This is a genomic window from Streptomyces sp. NPDC048192, from assembly GCF_043202415.1.
In the GTDB taxonomy this organism is placed as follows: Bacteria; Actinomycetota; Actinomycetes; order Streptomycetales; family Streptomycetaceae; genus Streptomyces.
In genome coordinates, this window is sequence record NZ_JBIDAL010000005.1 from 90,453 (window position 1) to 109,091 (window position 18,639).

General features: G+C 71.7%; 14 protein-coding genes, 1 pseudogene and 1 riboswitch. Of the genes and pseudogenes, 2 read left to right on the forward strand and 13 right to left on the reverse strand.

From position 1 onward, the window contains the following. Positions 1–149: 149 nt before the first annotated feature. Both ACGFZN_RS11230 and ACGFZN_RS11235 read left to right on the forward strand, forming a co-directional pair. Positions 150–950: an ABC transporter ATP-binding protein gene (locus ACGFZN_RS11230; RefSeq protein WP_393858191.1), complete on the forward strand. Its 801-nt coding sequence runs from the start codon at positions 150–152 to the stop codon at positions 948–950. Then, the gene (locus tag ACGFZN_RS11235; protein ID WP_393858192.1) at positions 950–3,478 is read left to right on the forward strand and encodes an ABC transporter permease; all 2,529 of its coding nucleotides are present in this window, start codon (positions 950–952) and stop codon (positions 3,476–3,478) included. Before ACGFZN_RS11230 ends, ACGFZN_RS11235 begins: the two co-directional genes overlap by 1 nt. A 52-nt stretch (positions 3,479–3,530) precedes the next feature. Here ACGFZN_RS11235 and ACGFZN_RS11240 read toward each other — a convergent pair whose 3' ends face one another. The 13 genes and pseudogenes from ACGFZN_RS11240 to ACGFZN_RS11300 all read right to left on the reverse strand — a co-directional run bounded on the left by ACGFZN_RS11240 (position 3,531) and on the right by ACGFZN_RS11300 (position 18,622). Continuing rightward, complete coding sequence (locus tag ACGFZN_RS11240) at positions 3,531–4,823, reverse strand: class I SAM-dependent methyltransferase (RefSeq protein ID WP_393858193.1); 1,293 nt, start codon at positions 4,821–4,823, stop codon at positions 3,531–3,533. A 200-nt stretch (positions 4,824–5,023) separates the two neighbouring features. After that, positions 5,024–6,403: an NAD(P)/FAD-dependent oxidoreductase gene (locus ACGFZN_RS11245; protein WP_393858194.1), complete on the reverse strand. Its 1,380-nt coding sequence runs from the start codon at positions 6,401–6,403 to the stop codon at positions 5,024–5,026. Positions 6,404–6,847: 444 nt separating this feature from the next. Then, the gene (locus ACGFZN_RS11250; protein ID WP_393858566.1) at positions 6,848–7,750 is read right to left on the reverse strand and encodes an exopolyphosphatase; all 903 of its coding nucleotides are present in this window, start codon (positions 7,748–7,750) and stop codon (positions 6,848–6,850) included. 255 nt (positions 7,751–8,005) lie between these two features. Continuing rightward, positions 8,006–8,410, reverse strand: a pseudogene (locus ACGFZN_RS11255) (DUF501 domain-containing protein); the annotation flags it as partial. Positions 8,411–8,439: 29 nt separating this feature from the next. Then, a complete protein-coding gene (locus tag ACGFZN_RS11260; RefSeq protein ID WP_393858195.1) occupies positions 8,440–8,916 on the reverse strand; it encodes a septum formation initiator family protein in 477 nt (158 codons plus the stop codon). Positions 8,917–9,062: 146 nt separating this feature from the next. Continuing rightward, a complete protein-coding gene (eno, locus tag ACGFZN_RS11265) occupies positions 9,063–10,352 on the reverse strand; it encodes a phosphopyruvate hydratase (RefSeq protein WP_393858196.1) in 1,290 nt (429 codons plus the stop codon). Between the two features lie 355 nt (positions 10,353–10,707). Beyond that, on the reverse strand, positions 10,708–11,397 hold the full coding sequence (locus ACGFZN_RS11270; protein ID WP_393858197.1) for a transglycosylase family protein: 690 nt from the start codon (positions 11,395–11,397) through the stop codon (positions 10,708–10,710). 4 nt (positions 11,398–11,401) lie between these two features. After that, positions 11,402–11,574, reverse strand: a riboswitch (cyclic di-AMP (ydaO/yuaA leader). 198 nt (positions 11,575–11,772) lie between these two features. Beyond that, a complete protein-coding gene (locus ACGFZN_RS11275; RefSeq protein WP_393858198.1) occupies positions 11,773–12,825 on the reverse strand; it encodes a transglycosylase family protein in 1,053 nt (350 codons plus the stop codon). Between the two features lie 167 nt (positions 12,826–12,992). Continuing rightward, positions 12,993–14,285 (reverse strand): cytochrome P450, encoded by a 1,293-nt coding sequence (locus tag ACGFZN_RS11280; RefSeq protein ID WP_393858199.1) that lies wholly within the window; start codon positions 14,283–14,285, stop codon positions 12,993–12,995. Further along, the gene (locus tag ACGFZN_RS11285; protein ID WP_393858200.1) at positions 14,282–15,343 is read right to left on the reverse strand and encodes a nucleoside triphosphate pyrophosphohydrolase; all 1,062 of its coding nucleotides are present in this window, start codon (positions 15,341–15,343) and stop codon (positions 14,282–14,284) included. The genes ACGFZN_RS11280 and ACGFZN_RS11285 overlap by 4 nt, the downstream gene beginning before the upstream one ends. An 85-nt stretch (positions 15,344–15,428) precedes the next feature. Next, complete coding sequence (locus tag ACGFZN_RS11290) at positions 15,429–16,082, reverse strand: SurA N-terminal domain-containing protein (protein WP_393858201.1); 654 nt, start codon at positions 16,080–16,082, stop codon at positions 15,429–15,431. Positions 16,083–16,228: 146 nt separating this feature from the next. Then, positions 16,229–17,056, reverse strand: coding sequence for a glycoside hydrolase domain-containing protein (locus tag ACGFZN_RS11295; RefSeq protein WP_393858202.1), 828 nt, complete (start codon positions 17,054–17,056; stop codon positions 16,229–16,231). A 72-nt stretch (positions 17,057–17,128) separates the two neighbouring features. After that, positions 17,129–18,622, reverse strand: coding sequence for a protein kinase (locus ACGFZN_RS11300; protein WP_393858567.1), 1,494 nt, complete (start codon positions 18,620–18,622; stop codon positions 17,129–17,131). Positions 18,623–18,639: the final 17 nt, after the last annotated feature.

The following is an 18,639-nucleotide window of genomic DNA, read 5'->3' on the forward strand; positions in this document are numbered from 1 at the left end:
CGTCCTCCCCAGGTATGACACGGTGCCCTCCCGTCCGACCCGAGTCGCCCTCCGGAACCGGAACAGCGACTGACTCCAGGCGTCCGTGGCGCCGGGACGATGGAACGGTCCCCATGGAACACACGTCGTCCCGACAGGAGCACCGTCCCGTGACCACCACACCCACCGCAGACCGGACCACCGCAGTGGCCGCGCGCGCCACGGAGCTGTCGAAGATCTACGGGCAGGGTGAGACCCGGGTGGTCGCCCTGGACCGGGTCTCCGTCGGCTTCCGGCAGGCCGAGTTCACCGCGATCATGGGCCCGTCGGGCTCCGGCAAGTCCACGCTGATGCACTGTGTGGCGGGCCTCGACACGTTCTCCTCCGGGTCCGTGCGGATCGGCGACACCGAGCTGGGCTCGCTGAAGGACCGGCAGCTCACCAAGCTCCGCCGCGACAAGATCGGCTTCATCTTCCAGGCGTTCAACCTGCTGCCGACGCTGACCGCCCTGGAGAACATCACCCTGCCCATGGACATCGCCGGGCGGAAGCCGGACAAGGCCTGGCTCGACCGGGTCATCGCGATGGTCGGCCTGAAGGACCGGCTCGGCCACCGGCCGTCGCAGCTCTCCGGCGGCCAGCAGCAGCGCGTGGCCGTGGCCCGCGCCCTCGCCTCCCGGCCCGAGATCATCTTCGGTGACGAGCCGACCGGAAACCTCGACTCCCGCTCCGGCGCCGAGGTCCTGGGCTTCCTGCGCAACTCCGTGCGGGAACTGGGCCAGACCGTCGTCATGGTGACCCATGACCCGGTGGCCGCCGCCTACGCGGACCGCGTGATCTTCCTCGCGGACGGCCGGATCGTCGACGAGATGTACGGCCCCACCGCCGAATCCGTTCTCGACACCATGCGCCATCTTTCTGGGGGGAACCCCCAGACCCCCGAGTTCGACGCGAAGGGCCGTACCTCCTGATGTTCCGCACCGCCCTGCGCAACGTGCTCGCGCACAAGGCCCGGCTGCTGATGACCGTCCTCGCCGTGATGCTCGGCGTGGCCTTCGTCTCCGGGACGCTCGTCTTCACCAACACCATCTCCGACGCCTACCAGAGGAGTTCCGCCAAGGGCTTCGACCAGGTCGACGTCGCCGTACAGCCCGAGTACCAGGAGTCCAGGGGCGACAGCGTCGGCAAGCTGTCCGACCTGACGCAGGCCACGCTGGACAAGGCCGCGAAGGTCCCCGGCGCCGCCTCCGCGACCGGCGTCGTCAGCGGCTTCACCGCCGTCGCCGACCGGCACGGCAAACTCGTCGGCGGCGACTGGCAGTCCAACGGCGGCAACTACTGGGGCACCAGGGACGCCCGCTATCCGCTGATCGGCGGCCACGCCCCGCACGGCAGCGGCGAGGTGCTGCTCGACTCCAGGACCGCGAAGCGGGCCGGCTACCGGGTCGGCGACACCGTCCGCCTGTCCGTGAACGGCCCGGTCCTCACCCCGAGGCTCGCCGGCGTCTTCACCACCGACGACGGCAACGTCTCCGCCGGCGGCAGCCTCGCCCTGTTCGACACGCCCACCGCGCAGGCCCTGTTCGGCAAGAAGGGCCGCTACGACGAGATCGACGTCAAGGCCGCGCCCGGCACCAGCCAGACCGCGCTGAAGGCCGCGCTCGACAAGGCGCTGCCCGCGCACCTGGTGAAGACCACCACCGGCAAGCAGCTCGCCGACGACCAGGCGAAGCAGATCGCCGACTCGATGAGCAGCCTCAGGCAGGCGCTGCTGGTGTTCGCGGGCATCGCGCTGTTCGTCGGCACGTTCATCATCGCCAACACCTTCACCATGCTGGTCGCCCAGCGCACCCGGGAACTGGCCCTCCTGCGCGCGGTCGGCGCCTCCCGACGCCAGGTCACCCGCTCGGTGCTCATCGAGGCGTTCGCGGTCGGCACGGTCGCCGGTGTCGCCGGGCTCGCCGCCGGCATCGGCATCGGCGCGGGGCTGCGCTCGCTGCTGGGCTCCTTCGGCGCGAGCGTGCCCGACGGACCGCTGGTGATCAGTCCCGGCACGGTGGCGGCCGCGCTCGCGGTCGGCGTCCTCGTCACCATGCTGGCCGCCTGGTTGCCCGGCCGGCGCGCCGCGAAGATCCCGCCGGTGGCGGCGATGAGCAGCGTCCACGCCAAGGCCACCACCAAGTCGCTGGTGCTGCGCAACACGCTCGGCGCGCTGTTCGCGGGGGCCGGCGTCGCGGTGGTCCTCGCGGCCACGACGATGGACGCCGACTCCGCCCAGGGCCCGATGGGTCTCGGCGCGGTCCTGCTGATCATCGGCGTGTTCATCCTGACCCCGCTGCTGTCCCGTCCGCTGATCGCGGCCGCCGCCCCGGTGCTGCGCGCCTTCGGCGTGTCGGGCAAGCTGGCCCGGCAGAACTCGGTGCGCAACCCGCGCCGTACGGCGGCCACCGCCTCCGCGCTGATGATCGGCCTGACCCTGATCACCGGGATGACGGTGATGGCGGGCAGCCTGCAGACCGCGATCGACAAGATGGCCTCCTCGGCGATCCGCGCGGACTACGTGGTCTCGATGGCCAACCGCTCCCCGCTCTCCCCGGACGTGGCGCGGAAGCTCGCCACCGCCAAGGGCGTCACCGCCAGCAGCCCGCTGCGCAACGCCGAGTCCCGCATCGACGGCAGGACCGAGTTCCTGACCGGGGTCGACGGCTCGTCCATCGGGAAGCTGACCGACCTGAAGGTCGACGACGGCACCTTCAAGGTGAGCGGCACGCAGGTCGTCGTGGACAAGGACCGGGCCAAGGAGTACGGCTGGACGCCCGGCTCGCACTTCACCGCGCACTTCGAGGACGGCAGGGCGCGCACCCTGACCGTCGCCGGTGTCTACGAGGGCAACGACCTGATCAACGGGATCATGCTCGACGACACGGTCCTCACCCCGCATCTGAAGGACCCGGCCGACATGCAGGTCATGGTCAGGACGGCGGGCGGCGCCTCCGGCGCGACCAAGGACCGGCTGGCCGAGATCCTCGGCAGGAACCCGGCGATCAAGATCCAGGACAAGCAGGACATCTCCAACAGCATCGCGCAGATGTTCACGACGATGCTGAACATGCTCTACGGCCTGCTCGGCATGGCGGTGATCGTGGCGGTCCTCGGTGTCGTCAACACCCTGGCCATGTCGGTGTTCGAACGCGCCCAGGAGATCGGTATGCTCCGCGCGATCGGCCTGGACCGCAAGGCGGTCAAGCGGATGGTCCGCCTGGAGTCCCTGGTGATCTCCCTGTTCGGCGGGGTGCTCGGCATCGGGCTCGGCGTGTTCTTCGGCTGGGCCGCCGGTCAGCTGCTGGGCACGAAGATGCCGACGTACGAACTCGTCCTGCCCTGGGGGCGGATGGCCGTCTTCCTGCTGCTGGCGGGCACGGTCGGCATCCTCGCCGCGCTGTGGCCGGCCCGGCGCGCGGCCCGGCTGAACATGCTGGCGGCGATCAAGGCCGAGTAGCGGTACGGCACCGCAGGAGGGGCCCCGCCGGCGCGGGGCCCCTCACGGTCGCTCAGGTGTTCCAGGTCCGGGTGCGCAGCGGCAGCCCCGAGGCGCCGGACTCCGGGGTGCGGACGGCCAGGACCTGGTTGACGCCGATCCGGTTGTGCTCGAAGGCGAGCGCGGAGGCGGCCATGTACAGCCGCCAGACGCGGGCCCGGCCGGGGCTGGTGAGCCGGACCGCGCGCTCCCAGTCCCCCTCCAGGTTGGCCACCCAGCGGCGCAGGGTGCGGGCGTAGTGCTCGCGCAGGGACTCCACGTCCCGCACCTCGAACCCGGCGCGCTCCAGCTGGGTCACGGTGGTGCCGATCGGGGCGAGTTCGCCGTCGGGGAAGACGTAGGCGTCGATGAACCGGTCGACCTCGTACGCCGATTCGTCGCGCTGCGGGCGGCGGCCGATCTGGTGGTTGAGCAGCCGTCCGCCGGGCCGCAGCAGGCCGTACAGCTGCGTGGCGTACTCCAGATAGCGTTCGGCGCCGACGTGTTCGGCCATGCCGATGGAGGAGATGGCGTCGAACGGCCCGTCGGTGACGTCCCGGTAGTCCTGGACGCGGATCTCCACCCGGTCGGTCAGCCCCTCGTCGGCGACGCGCTTGCGGGCGTACGCCGCCTGCTCCTGCGACAGCGTGACCCCGACGACGCTCACCCCGTGCTCACGGGCGGCGTGGATCGCCATGGAGCCCCAGCCGCAGCCGACGTCCAGCAGCCGCTGCCCCTCCCTCAGGCCCAGCTTGGCGCAGACGAGTTCGAGCTTGTCCCGCTGGGCGGTCTCCAGGGTGCCGCCGTCCTCCCAGTACGCGCAGGAGTACACCATGGACGGCCCGAGGACGATCTCGTAGAAGTCGTTGCCGACGTCGTAGTGGTGGCTGATGGCCCGCCGGTCGGTGCGCCGGGTGTGCAGGTGCCGGCGCGGTCTGCGGACCTCCTCGCCCGGCGGCGCGGGCGGAATCGGCGGCCCGGCCAGCTTCAGCAGTTCGCGTGCGGCGGCCCGTACGGCGGGGTCGCGCAGGGACTCCACGAGGCCCCGGGCGTCCTCGCCGCGCTCCCAGACCAGCCCCGCCATCGCGTCCAGCGTGGCGTACAGGTCGCCCTCGATGTCCAGGTCCCCGGAGACCCAGGCGCGGACAAGGCCCAGCTCGCCCGGTTTGAACAGCATGCGGCGCAGGGCCCGGCGGTTGCGCACGACCAGCGCCGGCGCGTCCGGCGGCCCGGCCTGCGAGCCGTCCCAGGCCCGGATCCGCACCGGGAGCGCGGCTCCCAGCACCTGTTCGGCAAGACTCCTGAGCCGCGACGCGGCGTCGGCCATGGCGCACACCTCCAAGACGACGATCCCGGATGCCGGTAACCACGTAAACACCGTCCGCTGTCCCGCGCAGTCCCGCAAAGGAGTTACAACTGAGCAAAATAGTTGCAGTGGCCATACAGATGGGGCCGGAACACGCCGAAGGGGCCGCCCGCACCACGGATGGCAGGCAGCCCCTTCGGGGGTGTTTCAGGTGACCGGGGTCAGGAGGCCTTGGCCTTCTCCTCGGTCTTCGCGGCGGCGACCGGCGCCGGCTTGGCGGCCTCGTAGAACTCCTCGCGCGGGTTCTCCATGGCGCCGAGGGAGACGACCTCGCGCTTGAGGAACATGCCGAGCGTCCAGTCGGCGAAGACGCGGATCTTGCGGTTCCAGGTCGGCATCGCCAGACCGTGGTAGCCACGGTGCATGTACCAGGCGAGGCGGCCCTTGAGCTTGATCTTCATCTTGCCCATGACGATCATCGCCACGCCCTTGTGCAGGCCGAGACCGGCGACCGCGCCCTTGTTGGCGTGCTCGTACTCCTTCTGCGGGAAGCCCCGCATGCCGGAGACCACGTTGTCGCCGAGCACCCTGGCCTGGCGCAGCGCGTGCTGGGCGTTCGGCGGGCACCAGGCGTTCTCGTTGCCCGCCTTGCGGCCGACGAGGTCCGGGACCTGGGCGTTGTCGCCGGCGGCCCAGATGTAGTCCGTGCCCTTGACCTGGAGCGTGGGCTCACAGTCGACGTGGCCGCGCGGGCCCAGCGGCAGACCGAAGCGGGCGAGGGCCGGGTTCGGCTTGACGCCGGCGGTCCACACGATCGTGTCGGCGTCGACCTCGAGGCCGTTCTTCAGCACCACGTGGCCGTCGACGCAGGAGTCCATGGAGGTGGAGAGGTAGATCTCCACGCCCCGGCTCTCCAGGTGCTCCTTGCCGTACTGGCCGAGCTTGGGACCCACCTCGGGGAGGATCTTGTCGGCGGCGTCGACGAGGATGAAGCGCATGTCCTCGCGGGACACGTTCTTGTAGTACTTGGCCGCGTCCCGGGCCATGTCCTCGACCTCGCCGATGGTCTCCGCGCCCGCGAAGCCACCGCCGATGAAGACGAAGGTGAGCGCCTTGCGGCGGATCTCCTCGTCGTTGGTGGAGTCGGCCTTGTCCAGCTGCTCCAGCACGTGGTTGCGCAGGCCGATGGACTCCTCGATGCCCTTCATGCCGATGCCCTGCTCGGCGAGGCCGGGGATCGGGAAGGTGCGGGAGACGGCGCCGAGCGCGATGACGAGGTAGTCGAAGGGCAGCTCGTACGCCTCGCCCACCAGCGGGGCGATCGTGGCGACCTTGCGGTCCTGGTCGATGGTGGTGACCCGACCGGTGAGGACCTCCGCCTTCGGCAGCACGCGCCGCAGCGGGACGACGACGTGGCGAGGGGAGATGTTGCCGGCGGCGGCTTCGGGGAGGAAGGGCTGGTAGGTCATGTACGACCGGGGGTCGACGACCGTGACGGTCGCCTCGCCGTAGCGCATCTTCTTGAGAATGCGCCGAGCTGCGTACAGGCCTACGTACCCACCGCCTACTACGAGGATCCTGGGACGCTCCGTGGTGCTCATGCCATCGAGTATCCACCCGCTCCGAGGGGGGTGCTCGTGCGCCCCTTCACAAGGTATGACAGGCCCTGTGCTACACTCCGCGGCCCGCGTGACGCGGATCATGGGCGGCCCAGGGAACCGCAGCCCCCATTGCACCGTTGTCAATGCCGCGTGAGCTGCCTCTCCGGGTCGGCGGGGCGGTGGTGAGGCTCCCGAGACGCGCCCGGAACAACTCTTTCCGCAGCGCCCCCGCGCCCTTCATCTGAACATGTTCAAACGGCCTTTGACCCCCCGGAAGGGCCCATCGGCCCCCGTTCGCGGCGTGACCGGGCCGAATTCCTTGTGAAGAACTTCACGAACTTTCCCGGGTGATCGCACCGGAGGGGCCCCGCGGGGCCCCTCCATGCCGCTCAAACGTTATCCGGCCTGCTCAGTAGACCGCTACCCGTCAGTAACAAAAGAGAGCTACGCCACCGACCACGCGATGCCGTCGAGGATGTCGTGCTCGCTCACCACGACCTCCTCGGCACCGGTCCGCTCCATGATCGCGAGCAGCACCAGCGCGCCCGCGCCGATGACGTCGACCCGGCCCGGATGCATGGAGGGGACCGCCGCGCGCTCGGCGTGGGTGGAGCGCAGCAGCCACTCGGTGATCTCGCGGACGCGGTCGCGGGAGATCCGGGAGTGGTGGATGCGCGCGGAGTCGTACTCGGGCAGGTCCTGGGCGATGGCGGAGACGGTGGTGACGGACCCGGCGAGCCCCACCAGGGTGCGCGCCTCGCGCAGCGGGACCGTCTCCTCGGCGAGGTCCAGGGCGGCCTCGATGTCGGCCCGCATCGCGGCGATCAGCTCCGCGGCCGGCGGGTCGGAGACCTTGCCGTCCTGCACCAGGTGACGTTCCGTCATCCGCACGCAGCCGACGTCCACCGAGCGCGCCGCGCGCACCCGGTCGTCGCCGACGACGAACTCGGTCGAGCCGCCGCCGATGTCCACCACCAGGTACGGCCTGGCCAGGTCGTCCCGCCCGGTCAGCTCCTTGGTCGCGCCGGTGAAGGAGAACTCGGCCTCCTGCTCGCCGCTGATCACCTCCGGCTCGACCCCGAGGATGTCCAGCACCCCGCGCACGAAGTCGTCGCGGTTCTCGGCGTCGCGGGAGGCGGAGGTGGCGACGAACCGAACATTGGCGGCGCCGAGTTCGCGGATCACCCCGGCGTACTCCCGGCACGCGGCGAAGGTCCGCTCCAGGGCCTCGGGCGCCAGCCGGCCGGTGCGGTCCACGTCCTGGCCGAGCCGCACGATCGTCATCCGCCGGTCCAGCTCCAGCAGTTCGCCGGTGGCCGGGTTGACGTCGGCGACCAGCAGCCGGATGGAGTTCGTGCCGCAGTCGACGGCGGCGACCCGGGAGAAGCCCTCCGGGACCGGGGGCTTTTCGGCGAAGAAGCCGCTGCGGACCTCGGCGGGGTCGAAGACCGCTCCCGCCTCACCGGGGTGCTCGTCCGCCGGGTCGGGGGCCTGGAGCGGCTGCACGCACGGCCCCTTCAGCCACCACTCCGGGAGCATCGCGAGCGCCTCGTCGCCGAGCGGGTTCACCCCCGGTCCCGCGGCCAGCGAGTGGGCGACCAGGACGTGCAGGCACTTCACGCGGTCGGGCATGCCGCCGGCGCTGGGGAAGCCCTCCAGTACCTCGATGGCGTCCCGGCGCGCGATGTAGTCCTCGTGCGCCGCCCGGTAGGCCGCGGCCAGCTCGGGGTCGCGCTGCAGTCGTTCCGTCATCTCCTTCATGACGCCGTTCGCCTCCAGCGTCCCGATCGCCGAGGCGGCGCGCGGGCACGTCAGGTAGTACGTCGTCGGGAAGGGCGTGCCGTCGGGCAGCCGCGGCGCGGTCTCCACGACGTCCGGCTGGCCGCACGGGCAGCGGTGCGCGATGGCCCGCAGGCCCCGCGGCGGGCGGCCGAGCTGCTGCTTGAAGGCCTCGACGTCCGCGTCGGTGGGCTCGGTGCGCGGGGTGGGCGGCGGGGGGGTTTCCATGACTGGTTCTAGAAAGGCTTTCTGTGGGTTCACTGGTCGGAGGCGTCGGACTTGTCGACTCCGTCCCAGACGTTCGCATACCAGGGGCGCCTGGCTCCCCTCAGGTCGGCGCGGGACTGCTTGACCAGGCGCGGGTCGACCACCGTGTACCCGGTCTCGCCCGGCATCACATAGTGCAGCCGGAGCCGGATCTGCTGCTCGGCGTAGGCGTCGTCCTGCCAGCGCGCCTTGAGGTCGCGCAGCTGCTCCACCCGCTTGCGGGCCTGCTGCTGCTGGCGCTGGAGGTCGGAGATCTGCGCACGCTGGGACACGTACTGCCGCATCGGGTAGGCGAGCGCGACGACCAGCGAGCACAGCACCAGCGCGAGCAGCGCGGCGCGGCCGGTGAGCCGGGAGCGGCGGGCCTGCCGCCTGCTCTGCGAGCGGTAGACCCGGGCCGCCGTCTGCTCACCGAGCAGCCGCAGCCTGGTCGCGGTGGAGAAACGGTCCCGGTCCCTGGCGGCCATCTGGCTCCTCCGCTCCCCTTCGTCGGTGTGGCCTCACACGTGCGTACGTCCCCGGACACGGTACGGGACCGAGTCCGGGGACGTACGGACGACTGGCTAAGCCTTACCCCAGGTTGGGTCAGCTCGTGGCTCAGCCCTTGCTGTGCTTACTGGTTCGCAGAGCGAAACCGCGGGAACGCGCTGCGGCCGGCGTACACCGCGGCGTCGTCGAGGATCTCCTCGATGCGCAGCAGCTGGTTGTACTTGGCGACGCGCTCGGAGCGGGCCGGGGCGCCGGTCTTGATCTGGCCGCAGTTGGTGGCGACGGCGAGGTCGGCGATGGTGACGTCCTCGGTCTCGCCGGAGCGGTGGGACATCATGCACTTGTAGCCGTTGCGCTGGGCCAGCTCGACGGCGTCCAGGGTCTCGGTCAGCGAGCCGATCTGGTTCACCTTGACCAGCAGGGCGTTGGCGGCGCCCTCCTCGATGCCGCGGGCGAGGCGCTCGGGGTTGGTGACGAACAGGTCGTCGCCGACGAGCTGGACCTTGTCGCCGAGCTGGGCGGTGATGGTCTTCCAGCCCTCCCAGTCGTCCTCGAACAGCGGGTCCTCGATGGAGACCAGCGGGTAGGCCTCGACCAGCTCCGCGTAGTACTCGGTCATCTCGGCGGCCGAGCGGTTCTTGCCCTCGAAGACGTAGGAGCCGTCCTTGTAGAACTCGGACGCGGCCACGTCCAGGGCGAGCGCGATCTGCTCGCCGGGGGTGTAGCCGGCCTCCTTGACGGCCTCCAGGATGAGGTCCAGGGCCTCGCGGTTGGAGCCGAGGTTCGGGGCGAAGCCGCCCTCGTCGCCGAGACCGGTGGCCAGGCCCTTGTTCTTCAGGACCTTCTTCAGCGTGTGGTAGACCTCGGCGCCCCAGCGCAGGGCCTCGGAGAAGGACTCCGCGCCGATCGGGGCGATCATGAACTCCTGGATGTCCACGTTGGAGTCCGCGTGCGAGCCGCCGTTGAGGATGTTCATCATCGGCACCGGCAGCAGGTGCGCGTTGGGGCCGCCCAGGTAGCGGAAGAGGGGGAGGTCGGACGCCTCGGAGGCGGCGTGGGCGACGGCGAGGGAGACGCCGAGGATGGCGTTGGCGCCGAGGGAGCCCTTGTTGTCGGTGGCGTCCAGGTCGAACATGGCCTGGTCGATCAGGCGCTGCTCGGTGGCGTCGTAGCCGACCAGCTCCGGGCCGATCTGCTCGATGACGGCGAGGACGGCCTTCTCGACGCCCTTGCCCTGGTAGCGGTTGGGGTCACCGTCGCGCAGCTCGATGGCCTCGAAGGCGCCCGTCGAGGCGCCGGACGGGACGGCGGCACGACCCGTGCTGCCGTCGTCGAGGCCGACCTCGACCTCGACCGTGGGGTTGCCTCGGGAGTCCAGGATTTCCCGGGCTACGACGACGTCGATGGACGGCACGAGCATCTCCTTCTTGGGATGTGACGCTGGAAGTGCGGGGCGTGTGCCTTGCGGCCGCGCCGTGCGACTAGAGCCTAACCGTCCCCGGGGCGCCGGCCACCGACCGACCGTCCCGTGGACGGGAGGGACACGCAGACGGTACCCATTGTTCACCGCCGGAACAAAGGGGGGTGCGGGGGAACGGCAGAAGACGGCCGGGCAAAGAAAAGCCCCGCCCCGGCGCGTACGGGGGAACGCGCGCCGGGGCGGGGAGCCCGTGGGGACGGGGGGTGGCCCTCACGAGGCCTCCAGTGTGGGGGCGGCGGCTGTGAGGACGCTGTGGGCCGGCCCGGAGCCGGGCGTCAGCCCCCGGCCGTCACTTGAGGTGCAGCTGCTGACCCGGGTAGATGAGGTCGGCGTTCTTGACGATGTCCTTGTTCAGCTGGAACAGCTTCTGCCAGCCGCCCTGCACGCCGTGCTTGACGGCGATGGAGCTGAGGGTGTCGCCCTTGACCACCTTGTACTCGCCGTCGCCCTTCTTGACCTTCGCACCGGTCGGGGTGGTGACGGTCTTGCTCGCCGACGGGGCCGTGCGCGTGGTGGAGCGGGTGGCGGCCTGCTGGTCGGTGGAGCGGGTGGCGGTGCCGCTCGACGACGACTTCGTGGAGGCGGCGGGAGCGGAGCCGTTGTACGGCGTGCTGCTCAGGCCGGTGCCGCAGACCGGCCAGGCGCCCTTGCCCTGGCCCGCGAGGACCTTCTCGGCGACGGCTATCTGCTGGGCCTTGCCGGCCAGGTCGGCACGCGGGGCGTAGGCGGTGCCGCCGTAGGCGGCCCAGGTGGAGTTGGTGAACTGCAGGCCGCCGTAGAAGCCGTTGCCCGTGTTGATGGACCAGTTGCCGCCGGACTCGCACTGGGCGACGGCGTCCCACTGGGAGGCGGTGGCGGCGGAGGCGTTGCCCGCGGCCATCAGCGGGGCGGCGACGGCGGCGCCGGTGACACCGGCGAGCGCGACGGCACGGACGGCCTTGGACGGGCGGCGGTGCTTGCCCTTGACGGAAAACAGCATGGATCGATCCCCTCACCGACGCCTGCGAGGTGAGCTGTCGGGTTCGGGCCGGTTGAGTTGCCCGGCCGCACTCCCGCTTGCGCGAGGTGCGGCTTCACCCCTAGCCGGCCGAGCAGCAACTGCTGGGCGCGGCACTTACCTTGGGTCCCCCGCTCCTGCCTACGGCGCTTGACGCGACGACTGTTCCCGGGCAACCGCTGGCAGGATTCGGCGTTGCGACTGCCGGGGCTCGTGGTGACGAGCGGTCCTGACCGTAGACAGGCCGTCGGCCGAATTTCAAAGACGATCAGGGCTTCTGAGACTCATCCCACACTTTCTCCAAACCGGACATTGTGTGATCAAGTGGGGCGTCAACTGGCCCTGACCGGCGCCGTCTTATCCGTCGACTTTCAGGGTCTGACCGGCGGCGATGTGGTCCGGGTCGGCGCCGATGACCTTCTTGTTGCTCTCGTAGAGCGCGTGCCAGCCGCCGTCGACGCCGAGCGAGTCGGCGATGGAGGCGAGGGAGTCGCCCTCGCGGACGGTGTACGTGTCCGGTCCGCGGCCGGCGTGACGGCCGGACTCCGCGGACTCCTGACCGTTTGTCACGCTTTCGTCCGCGCTTGCGCCGCGGTGACGTCCGCCACTGCTGAGCGCTCCAGTGTCGACCAGGCTCCAAGAACCGGCGCTCTGCTGGTAATTGTCCGACTTGTCGGCACCCGGCGTCGCCGCGGAGGAACCGGCGCTCCCCTGTGAACGTCCGGCGTCCCGCGTGCCGGACTCATGAGATTTGTCCGACTTGGGGGTGCTGGTTCCGGTGGGGCCGGCCGTGTCCGGGGTGCCGGTGGCGTCGCCGCCGGCGCCCGGAGCGGGCGTGCCGCTCGCGTCCGGGGCGGGGCTGGAGGTGCCGGAGCCGGAGGAGTCCGAGCCGGACGTCTGGTCGGAACCGGAGCCCTGGGAGGACGAATCCGGCAGACCGGACGAGCCGGAGCCGTCGGCCGAGCCGGAGGCGCCGTCCGCACCGCCGCTGCCGCCGGAGCCGCCGACGCCGGTGTCGACGTCGAGCGAGCCGGAGTGGGAGGTCAGCCCGGCGGTCAGCGCGCACATGGCCCACGGCGCGGTGCCCCTGTCGGCGAGGATCTTCTCGGCGACGGCGATCTGCTGGTTGCGGCTGGCCTGGTCGGCGCTCTCCGCGAACTGCGTGCCGCCGTACTTGTCCCAGTCCTCCTGCGAGATCTGCAGGCCGCCGTAGTAGCCGTTCCCGGTGTCCGCGCTCCAGGATCCGCCGCTCTCGCACTCGGCGACCCGGTCCCAGGTGGTGCCGTCGGCGGCGTGGGCGCTCGCGGCGCCGAGGAGCGGGATGGCGATGGCCGAGCCGGTCACTCCGGCCGCGACGAGGAGGGCCGGAGCCTGACGGGGGCGACGGTGACGACCGTTCCCGGAGAGCATGCGGAAGCCTTTCGTGCGACTGCAGAACCGGCGCGGCGGACGGTGCCCTCGCCACGCTGATGGGTGAACGTATCGTCAGACGATCACTTGTCACAAGTTCATGCCGCGCAGATCACGTGAAGATCACATAGTTGAACGCCCGTCACTTTTTTCTCCACGGAGCGTCGTCAGGCGGTGGGCGTGAACTCCACGGGCAGCGTGCGCAGTCCCCGCATGATGAGCCCGCCGCGCCAGCGCAGATCGGCGGGATCGGCGGCGAGCCGCAGGTCGGGCAGCCGGGTGAGCAGGGTGGCGAGTGCGGTCTGGCCCTCCAGCCGGGCGAGCGGCGCGCCGAGGCAGTAGTGGATGCCGTGGCCGTAGCCGAGGTGCTGGTTGTCGCGGCGGGCGAGGTCCAGCACGTCCGGGCCGGCGAACCGCTCCGGGTCCCGGTCCGCCGCCGCGAGCACCACCAGCACCGGGTCGCCCGGCGCGATGTCCTGTCCGCCGATGGTGAGCGGCTCGGTGGCGAACCGCCAGGTGGCCAGCTCCACCGGGCCGTCGTAGCGCAGCAGTTCCTCGACGCCGGTCTCCAGCAGGTCCCTCTCCCCGTGGGCCAGGGACGCCTGGAGCCGCTCGCGCTGCCCGGGGTGGGTGAGCAGGGCGTAGGTGCCGTTGCCGATCAGGTTCACGGTGGTCTCGAAACCGGCGAACAGCAGGATGAAGGCCATCGCCGCGGCCTCGTTCTCGGTGAGGTGCTCGCCGTGGTCGGAGGCGCGGATCAGGCCGGAGATGAGGTCCTCGCCGGGCACGGGCTCGGCGGGCAGCGCCTCGCGCTTCCTGTGGATGAGTTCGGCGAGGTAGCCGCGCATCTTCTTCACGGACCGCGCGACCCCGCCCCGGGGCCCGCCGCCGTGGCGGATCATCATCCCCGCCCAGTCCCGGAAGTCGTCCTGGTCCTCGCGCGGGACGCCGAGCAGGTCGCAGATGGCGTAGATGGGCAGCGGGAAGGCGAACTCGTGGATGAGGTCGGCGGAGCCCTGCCCGGCGAACCGGTCGATGAGACGGTCGGTCAGCTCCTGCACCCGCGGCGCGAACTCGGCGACCCGGCGGGGGGTGAACGCCTTGCTGACCAGCCGGCGCAGCCGGGTGTGGTCCGGCGGGTCGATGTTCAGCAGATGCGTCATCAACTCCGCCTTGCGCTCGCCCGGGATACCGGTCTTGCCCTTGGCGTGCGCCGGCTCGTCGTGATGCGCGGGGTTCTTGCTCAGCCGCTGGTCGGCGAGGGCCTGCCGGGCGTCGCCGTACCGGGTGACCAGCCAGGCCTCCACCCCGCTGGGCAGTCGCGTCCGCCGCACCGGCGCGTGCTCGCGCAGCCAGGCGTAGGCGGGATAGGGGTCGGTGGCGAACTCCCAGCTGAACAGCGCGGGCACGGGGCCCGGGAGGTCGCCGGGGTCGGGGGTCGGGTGGTGCTGGCCGGTCACGGGTCGACCGTATCCCCCGCCTCGTGGGTCTCCGCGTCGCGGTGGCCGTCGGTGGCCCGGCGTATCGCCTCGGGAGCGACGCCCTCCGCCTGACGGATCGCGTCCCGGTACGCGCGTGCCGCCGCGCGCAGGGCCGCTTCCGGGTCCACGCCCTCCGCCTCGGCGCGGGCCGCCAGGGCCAGCAGCTGGTAGCCGATGCCCTCGCCCTGCGGCAGCGGCACGTCCAGGCCCGCCGTGCGCGCGCGGGAGACGAGCTTGGCGGCGAGGGCCAGGCCGGGCTGGCCGAGCGGGACGCCCTCGGTCACCGAGGAGCGCCGCTTCTCCTCGGCCTTGGTGCGCAGCCAGTGCTCCTTGACGTCCTCCGGCGTCTCGGCCTTCTCGTCCCCGAAGACATGGGGGTGCCGGTGGACGAGCTTGGCGACGATGCCGCCGGCCACGTCGTCGACGGAGAACGGCGCGTCCGGGTGCTCCTCGGCGATCCGGGAGTGGAAGACGACCTGGAGGAGCACGTCGCCGAGCTCCTCGCGCAGTTCCTCGCGGTCGCCGGCCTCGATCGCCTCGACCAGCTCGTACGCCTCCTCGATGCCGTACTTGGCGAGGTCCTCGTGGGTCTGCCGGGAGGACCAGGGGCACTCGGCGCGGATGCGGTCCATGACCTGCACGAGGTCCAGCAGGCGGGCGCCGGGCAGGTCGTAGGAGGCGGGCAGCAGCTCCAGTTCCGGCATGGCGGTCCGGCCGGAGCCGGCCAGCCGGGCCAGGCCGTCGGTGAGCGCGGGCTCCCCCTCGCCGGTGGCCACGACCACCACCGTGCGCCCGCCGGCGCAGGCGTCGACCAGCTCCTGCGCCGTGGGGGACGCCTCCCGGACCGTGATCCCGGCCTCGCGCAGATACGGCAGCTGCGGATGCGCGCCGTCCGCGCACAGCACGGCGTCGGCGGCGCGCAGGGCCTGCCAGGCCGGCCAGGACAGCAGGCCGGGGGCGACGCGGTGGCTGGTGGTGAGCAGGACGACGCGGCCGGGGCCGGCGGCGGGGGCGTGGTCGGGGCTGGATGCGTTCACGATCCGAACGTAACCCACTCCGACCAGGAGCGGTTCCGGTTGTCCACAGGGCGGGGACGATCGTGTGATCGTATGACCTACCGCGTCACGAGGTCAGCGTCTGCCCGCCGGACGCCGTCGTGACCTCCCGCACCCAGGGTGTGCGCGCGTCCACGCGGCTGCTCTTCTGCACGTCCCAGGCGCCGTAGCGCGGGTTGAGGTCGATGTGCAGCTCCTGGGACGCCTTGGACAGGGCCTTCCAGAAGGCGGGCTGGCTGGTGTCGGTGCCGAGGTGCTGGGCCAGCTTCTGCGCCTCCAGCTGGAGCCGGAGGTTGTCGTCGAGGCGGGCGGGCGCGATGCCGTACTTCTGCAGCCAGGCCGTCTGCAGGCCCTTGGCGCCGCCGGCCTGCTGCTCCAGGCCCGTGCGCATCTGCTGGACCTCCTCGCGGGTGACCGTGATGCCCGCGTCCTCGGCGGCGCGGTGCAGCACCCGGTCGAGGACCATGTTGTGCAGGGTGTCCCGGGTCAGGCTGCTGGTGGAGGCGAGCACCTGCTCGTACTGGGTCTCGTCCGGCACCGCGGCCCGCTGCGCCGCGCGGACCTCGTCGACCCGGCTCTGCAGCTGCGCGACGGTGATCCGCTGCCCGCCGACGACGGCCGCGGCGCCGGGGTGCGCGTCGTTTCCGCAGGCGGTCAGCAGGGGTGCCGCGGCGGCGAGCGCGGCGGTGAGGACGAGCGCGGTGCGACGGCGGCGGTGCAAGGAGACCTCCTGGGGGAGATTGTGCGGCGGTGCACAAAGTCTTGCGGTGATCGATGGTAGGCAGCGGCTCGGCTCAGGCCAAGCCATTCGACCAACGATTCACCGCCGCTTACGGCACCGCCGCGCCCGCCGCGCCTTCCGCGCGCTCAGCCCGTGATGGCCACCGGACCGTCCCAGGCGTCACGGTCCACCGTGATCGTGTAGCCGTTCCGCGTCTCCTTGCTGTTCACGAGGTACTGGTGGCCGCGGCTGTGGCCGGTGAACCGGGTGGAGCCCCACGGCCAGTCCGAGGTGGTGGTGTACTGCTTGTCCCACAGCGCGTACCAGAGGTTGCCCGGCAGGTCCGTCTTGTCGGCGGCGGTGGCGATCGCCTTGGCGCTGGAGCTGGTGAAGCCGTAGAAGCCGCTGCGGTAGGTCTTGGCGCGCAGCTCCTTGTCGAAGGCCCGGACATACGTCAGCACGGCGTTGTTGCACGACGTGTTCGTGATGTCGTACGGCTCCATGTCGAGGAAGACGGGGCTGCCGGCCTTCATCCCGAGCGCCGACGCCTTGGCCACCGCGTCGTCCGCGTCCGTCCTGCCGAGGGAGGCGGCCGTGGTGGCGGTGAGCTTCTCCGGGTTGGAGCCGGACTGGCAGGGCGGCTGGGCGCCGACGTAGATCGGGATGAGCTTCCAGCCGACGGCGCCGACCGACTTCACCCAGGACGCGGTGAGGTTGGGCTGGGAGCAGCCGCGGTTCCTGCCGCCCACGTAGACGGCGGCGGCCCCGTAGAAGCCGGTGTGCCAGGCCTTCATCGCCGGCAGCGAGGGCGCGGCGCAGGTGTCGAAGGCGTGGCCGGTGAAGGTCCGCTGCGCCGGCCACGTGGTGGCGGCCATGGAGGTCTGCGCCGCGATCCCGGCGCCGGCGACGACGGCCGCACCGGCCACCGCCCACGTGAGGTATCTCCGCTTCCTCGACTGCCGATGGCCGGCCATGAGTCCCACCCCTGTCGTACGTCCGCGCCGCGTCGCCCGGTTGAGCGATGCGCAACGTATCAACCGGCTCCGCTAGCCCCGCACCTGCCCCAGCCACTGCAGGGTGCGCCGGATCTCCAGGGCCATCGGATACCCGGGCCCGTGCAGCCGCTCGACGTCCATCAGCAGGCGGGCGAGGGTGTCGTGGGCGGAGGGGCGGTCGCCGAGGGCGAGCAGCAGATGGCCGATGCGCCGGCGCACCTCGTGGGCGAGCTGCGGGTCTCCGGAGACGTACTGGTTCTCGTAGTACGGCAGCAGCGCCCGGTACTCGGCGAGCGCCGCCGCCGGCTGGCCCAGCTGCTCCAGGCACTGGGCTGCCTCGTAGCGGTAGCGCAGGGACTGCGGGTCGGCCTGGCCCGCCTCGGCGGCGCGTTCGTCGGCGAGCCGGCGCAGTTCGGGCAGCGCGCGCCGGTACTGGCCGTCGTCCATGAGCGTGGCCGCGTACTGCTTGCGCAGGGTGCGCACGACCGGGGAGTGCTCGCCGTGCTGCTCGGCGGCGGCCGGCAGGATCGCGCCGAGGATGTCCACGGCCTGGGTGATGCGCCCCTCCCCCAGCAGCCGCTTGACCTCCTCGACGGCGGCGGCGACATCGGGCTTCTCGGCCACCGGCGGCGCCGGCGCGACGAGGGCGGGCTGGGGCGCGGGGGTCCGCGCGCGGTCCGGCCAGGGGGCGTGCGGGCGCAGGAAGGGGCGCGTGGGGTCCAAGGGGGCCCCGGTGGGCGTCCCGCGCGCGGGCAGCAGCGCCGCCAGGTCCTCGTACCCCTCCTGCGCGGACGCCGGCCGGTGCTGCGGGTCCTTGGCGAGCAGGCGCAGGACCAGCGCCTCGAGCGCCTCGGGGACCTCGGGGCGGATGCGGCGCACCGGCAGCGGCGGCTCGTACAGGTGCCGGTGCAGCACGCCGAGCGCCGTGGAACCCGCGAACGGCACGTCTCCGCTGAGCAGTTCGTGCATCAGCACGCCCAGCGCGTACAGGTCCGTGTACGGCCCGACCGCGCCGCCCATCGCCTGCTCCGGCGCCATGTAGGCGGGCGAGCCGATCGGGGAGCCGGTGTGGGTGAGCCGGGTGGTGTCGGTGTCCATGACCGAGGCCACGCCCAGGTCGAGCACCGTGACCGTGCCGTCCTGCTTCACCATCACGTTGCGCGGCTTGAGGTCGCGGTGCACGATCGGCACGGCGTGCACGGCGCTCAGCACGGCGCACAGCTGCGCGGCCACCGCGACCGCCCACGGCCACGGGTACGGGTCGTGCTCGGCGAGATGGTCGGACAGGTCGGCGCCGTCGACGTACTGCATGACGAGGAACAGCTCCTCGCCCTCGCTGCCCGCGTCGTGCACGGTCACCAGGCCGGGGTGGTCCACCTGCGCGGTCACCCGGCACTCGCGCATGAACCGGCGGCGCAGCTCGTCCGCCTCCTGGCCGGCCACCTTGTCGGGGCGCAGCAGCTTCACCGCCACACGCCGGTCCAGCCGCCGGTCGTACGCCGTCCACACCTGGCCCATGCCGCCCTGCCCGATGAGGGTGGACAGTTCGTACCGGCCGGCGA

What these genes read in the sequence shown, in the direction of transcription:
- ACGFZN_RS11235 (WP_393858192.1), top strand. Translation starts at nt 950, where the DNA reads ATGTTCCGCACCGCCCTGCGCAACGTGCTCGCGCACAAGGCCCGGCTG.
- ACGFZN_RS11240 (WP_393858193.1), bottom strand. Translation starts at nt 4,823, where the DNA reads ATGGCCGACGCCGCGTCGCGGCTCAGGAGTCTTGCCGAACAGGTGCTG.
- ACGFZN_RS11245 (WP_393858194.1), bottom strand. Translation starts at nt 6,403, where the DNA reads ATGAGCACCACGGAGCGTCCCAGGATCCTCGTAGTAGGCGGTGGGTAC.
- ACGFZN_RS11260 (WP_393858195.1), bottom strand. Translation starts at nt 8,916, where the DNA reads ATGGCCGCCAGGGACCGGGACCGTTTCTCCACCGCGACCAGGCTGCGG.
- ACGFZN_RS11270 (WP_393858197.1), bottom strand. Translation starts at nt 11,397, where the DNA reads ATGCTGTTTTCCGTCAAGGGCAAGCACCGCCGCCCGTCCAAGGCCGTC.
- ACGFZN_RS11275 (WP_393858198.1), bottom strand. Translation starts at nt 12,825, where the DNA reads ATGCTCTCCGGGAACGGTCGTCACCGTCGCCCCCGTCAGGCTCCGGCC.
- ACGFZN_RS11295 (WP_393858202.1), bottom strand. Translation starts at nt 17,056, where the DNA reads ATGGCCGGCCATCGGCAGTCGAGGAAGCGGAGATACCTCACGTGGGCG.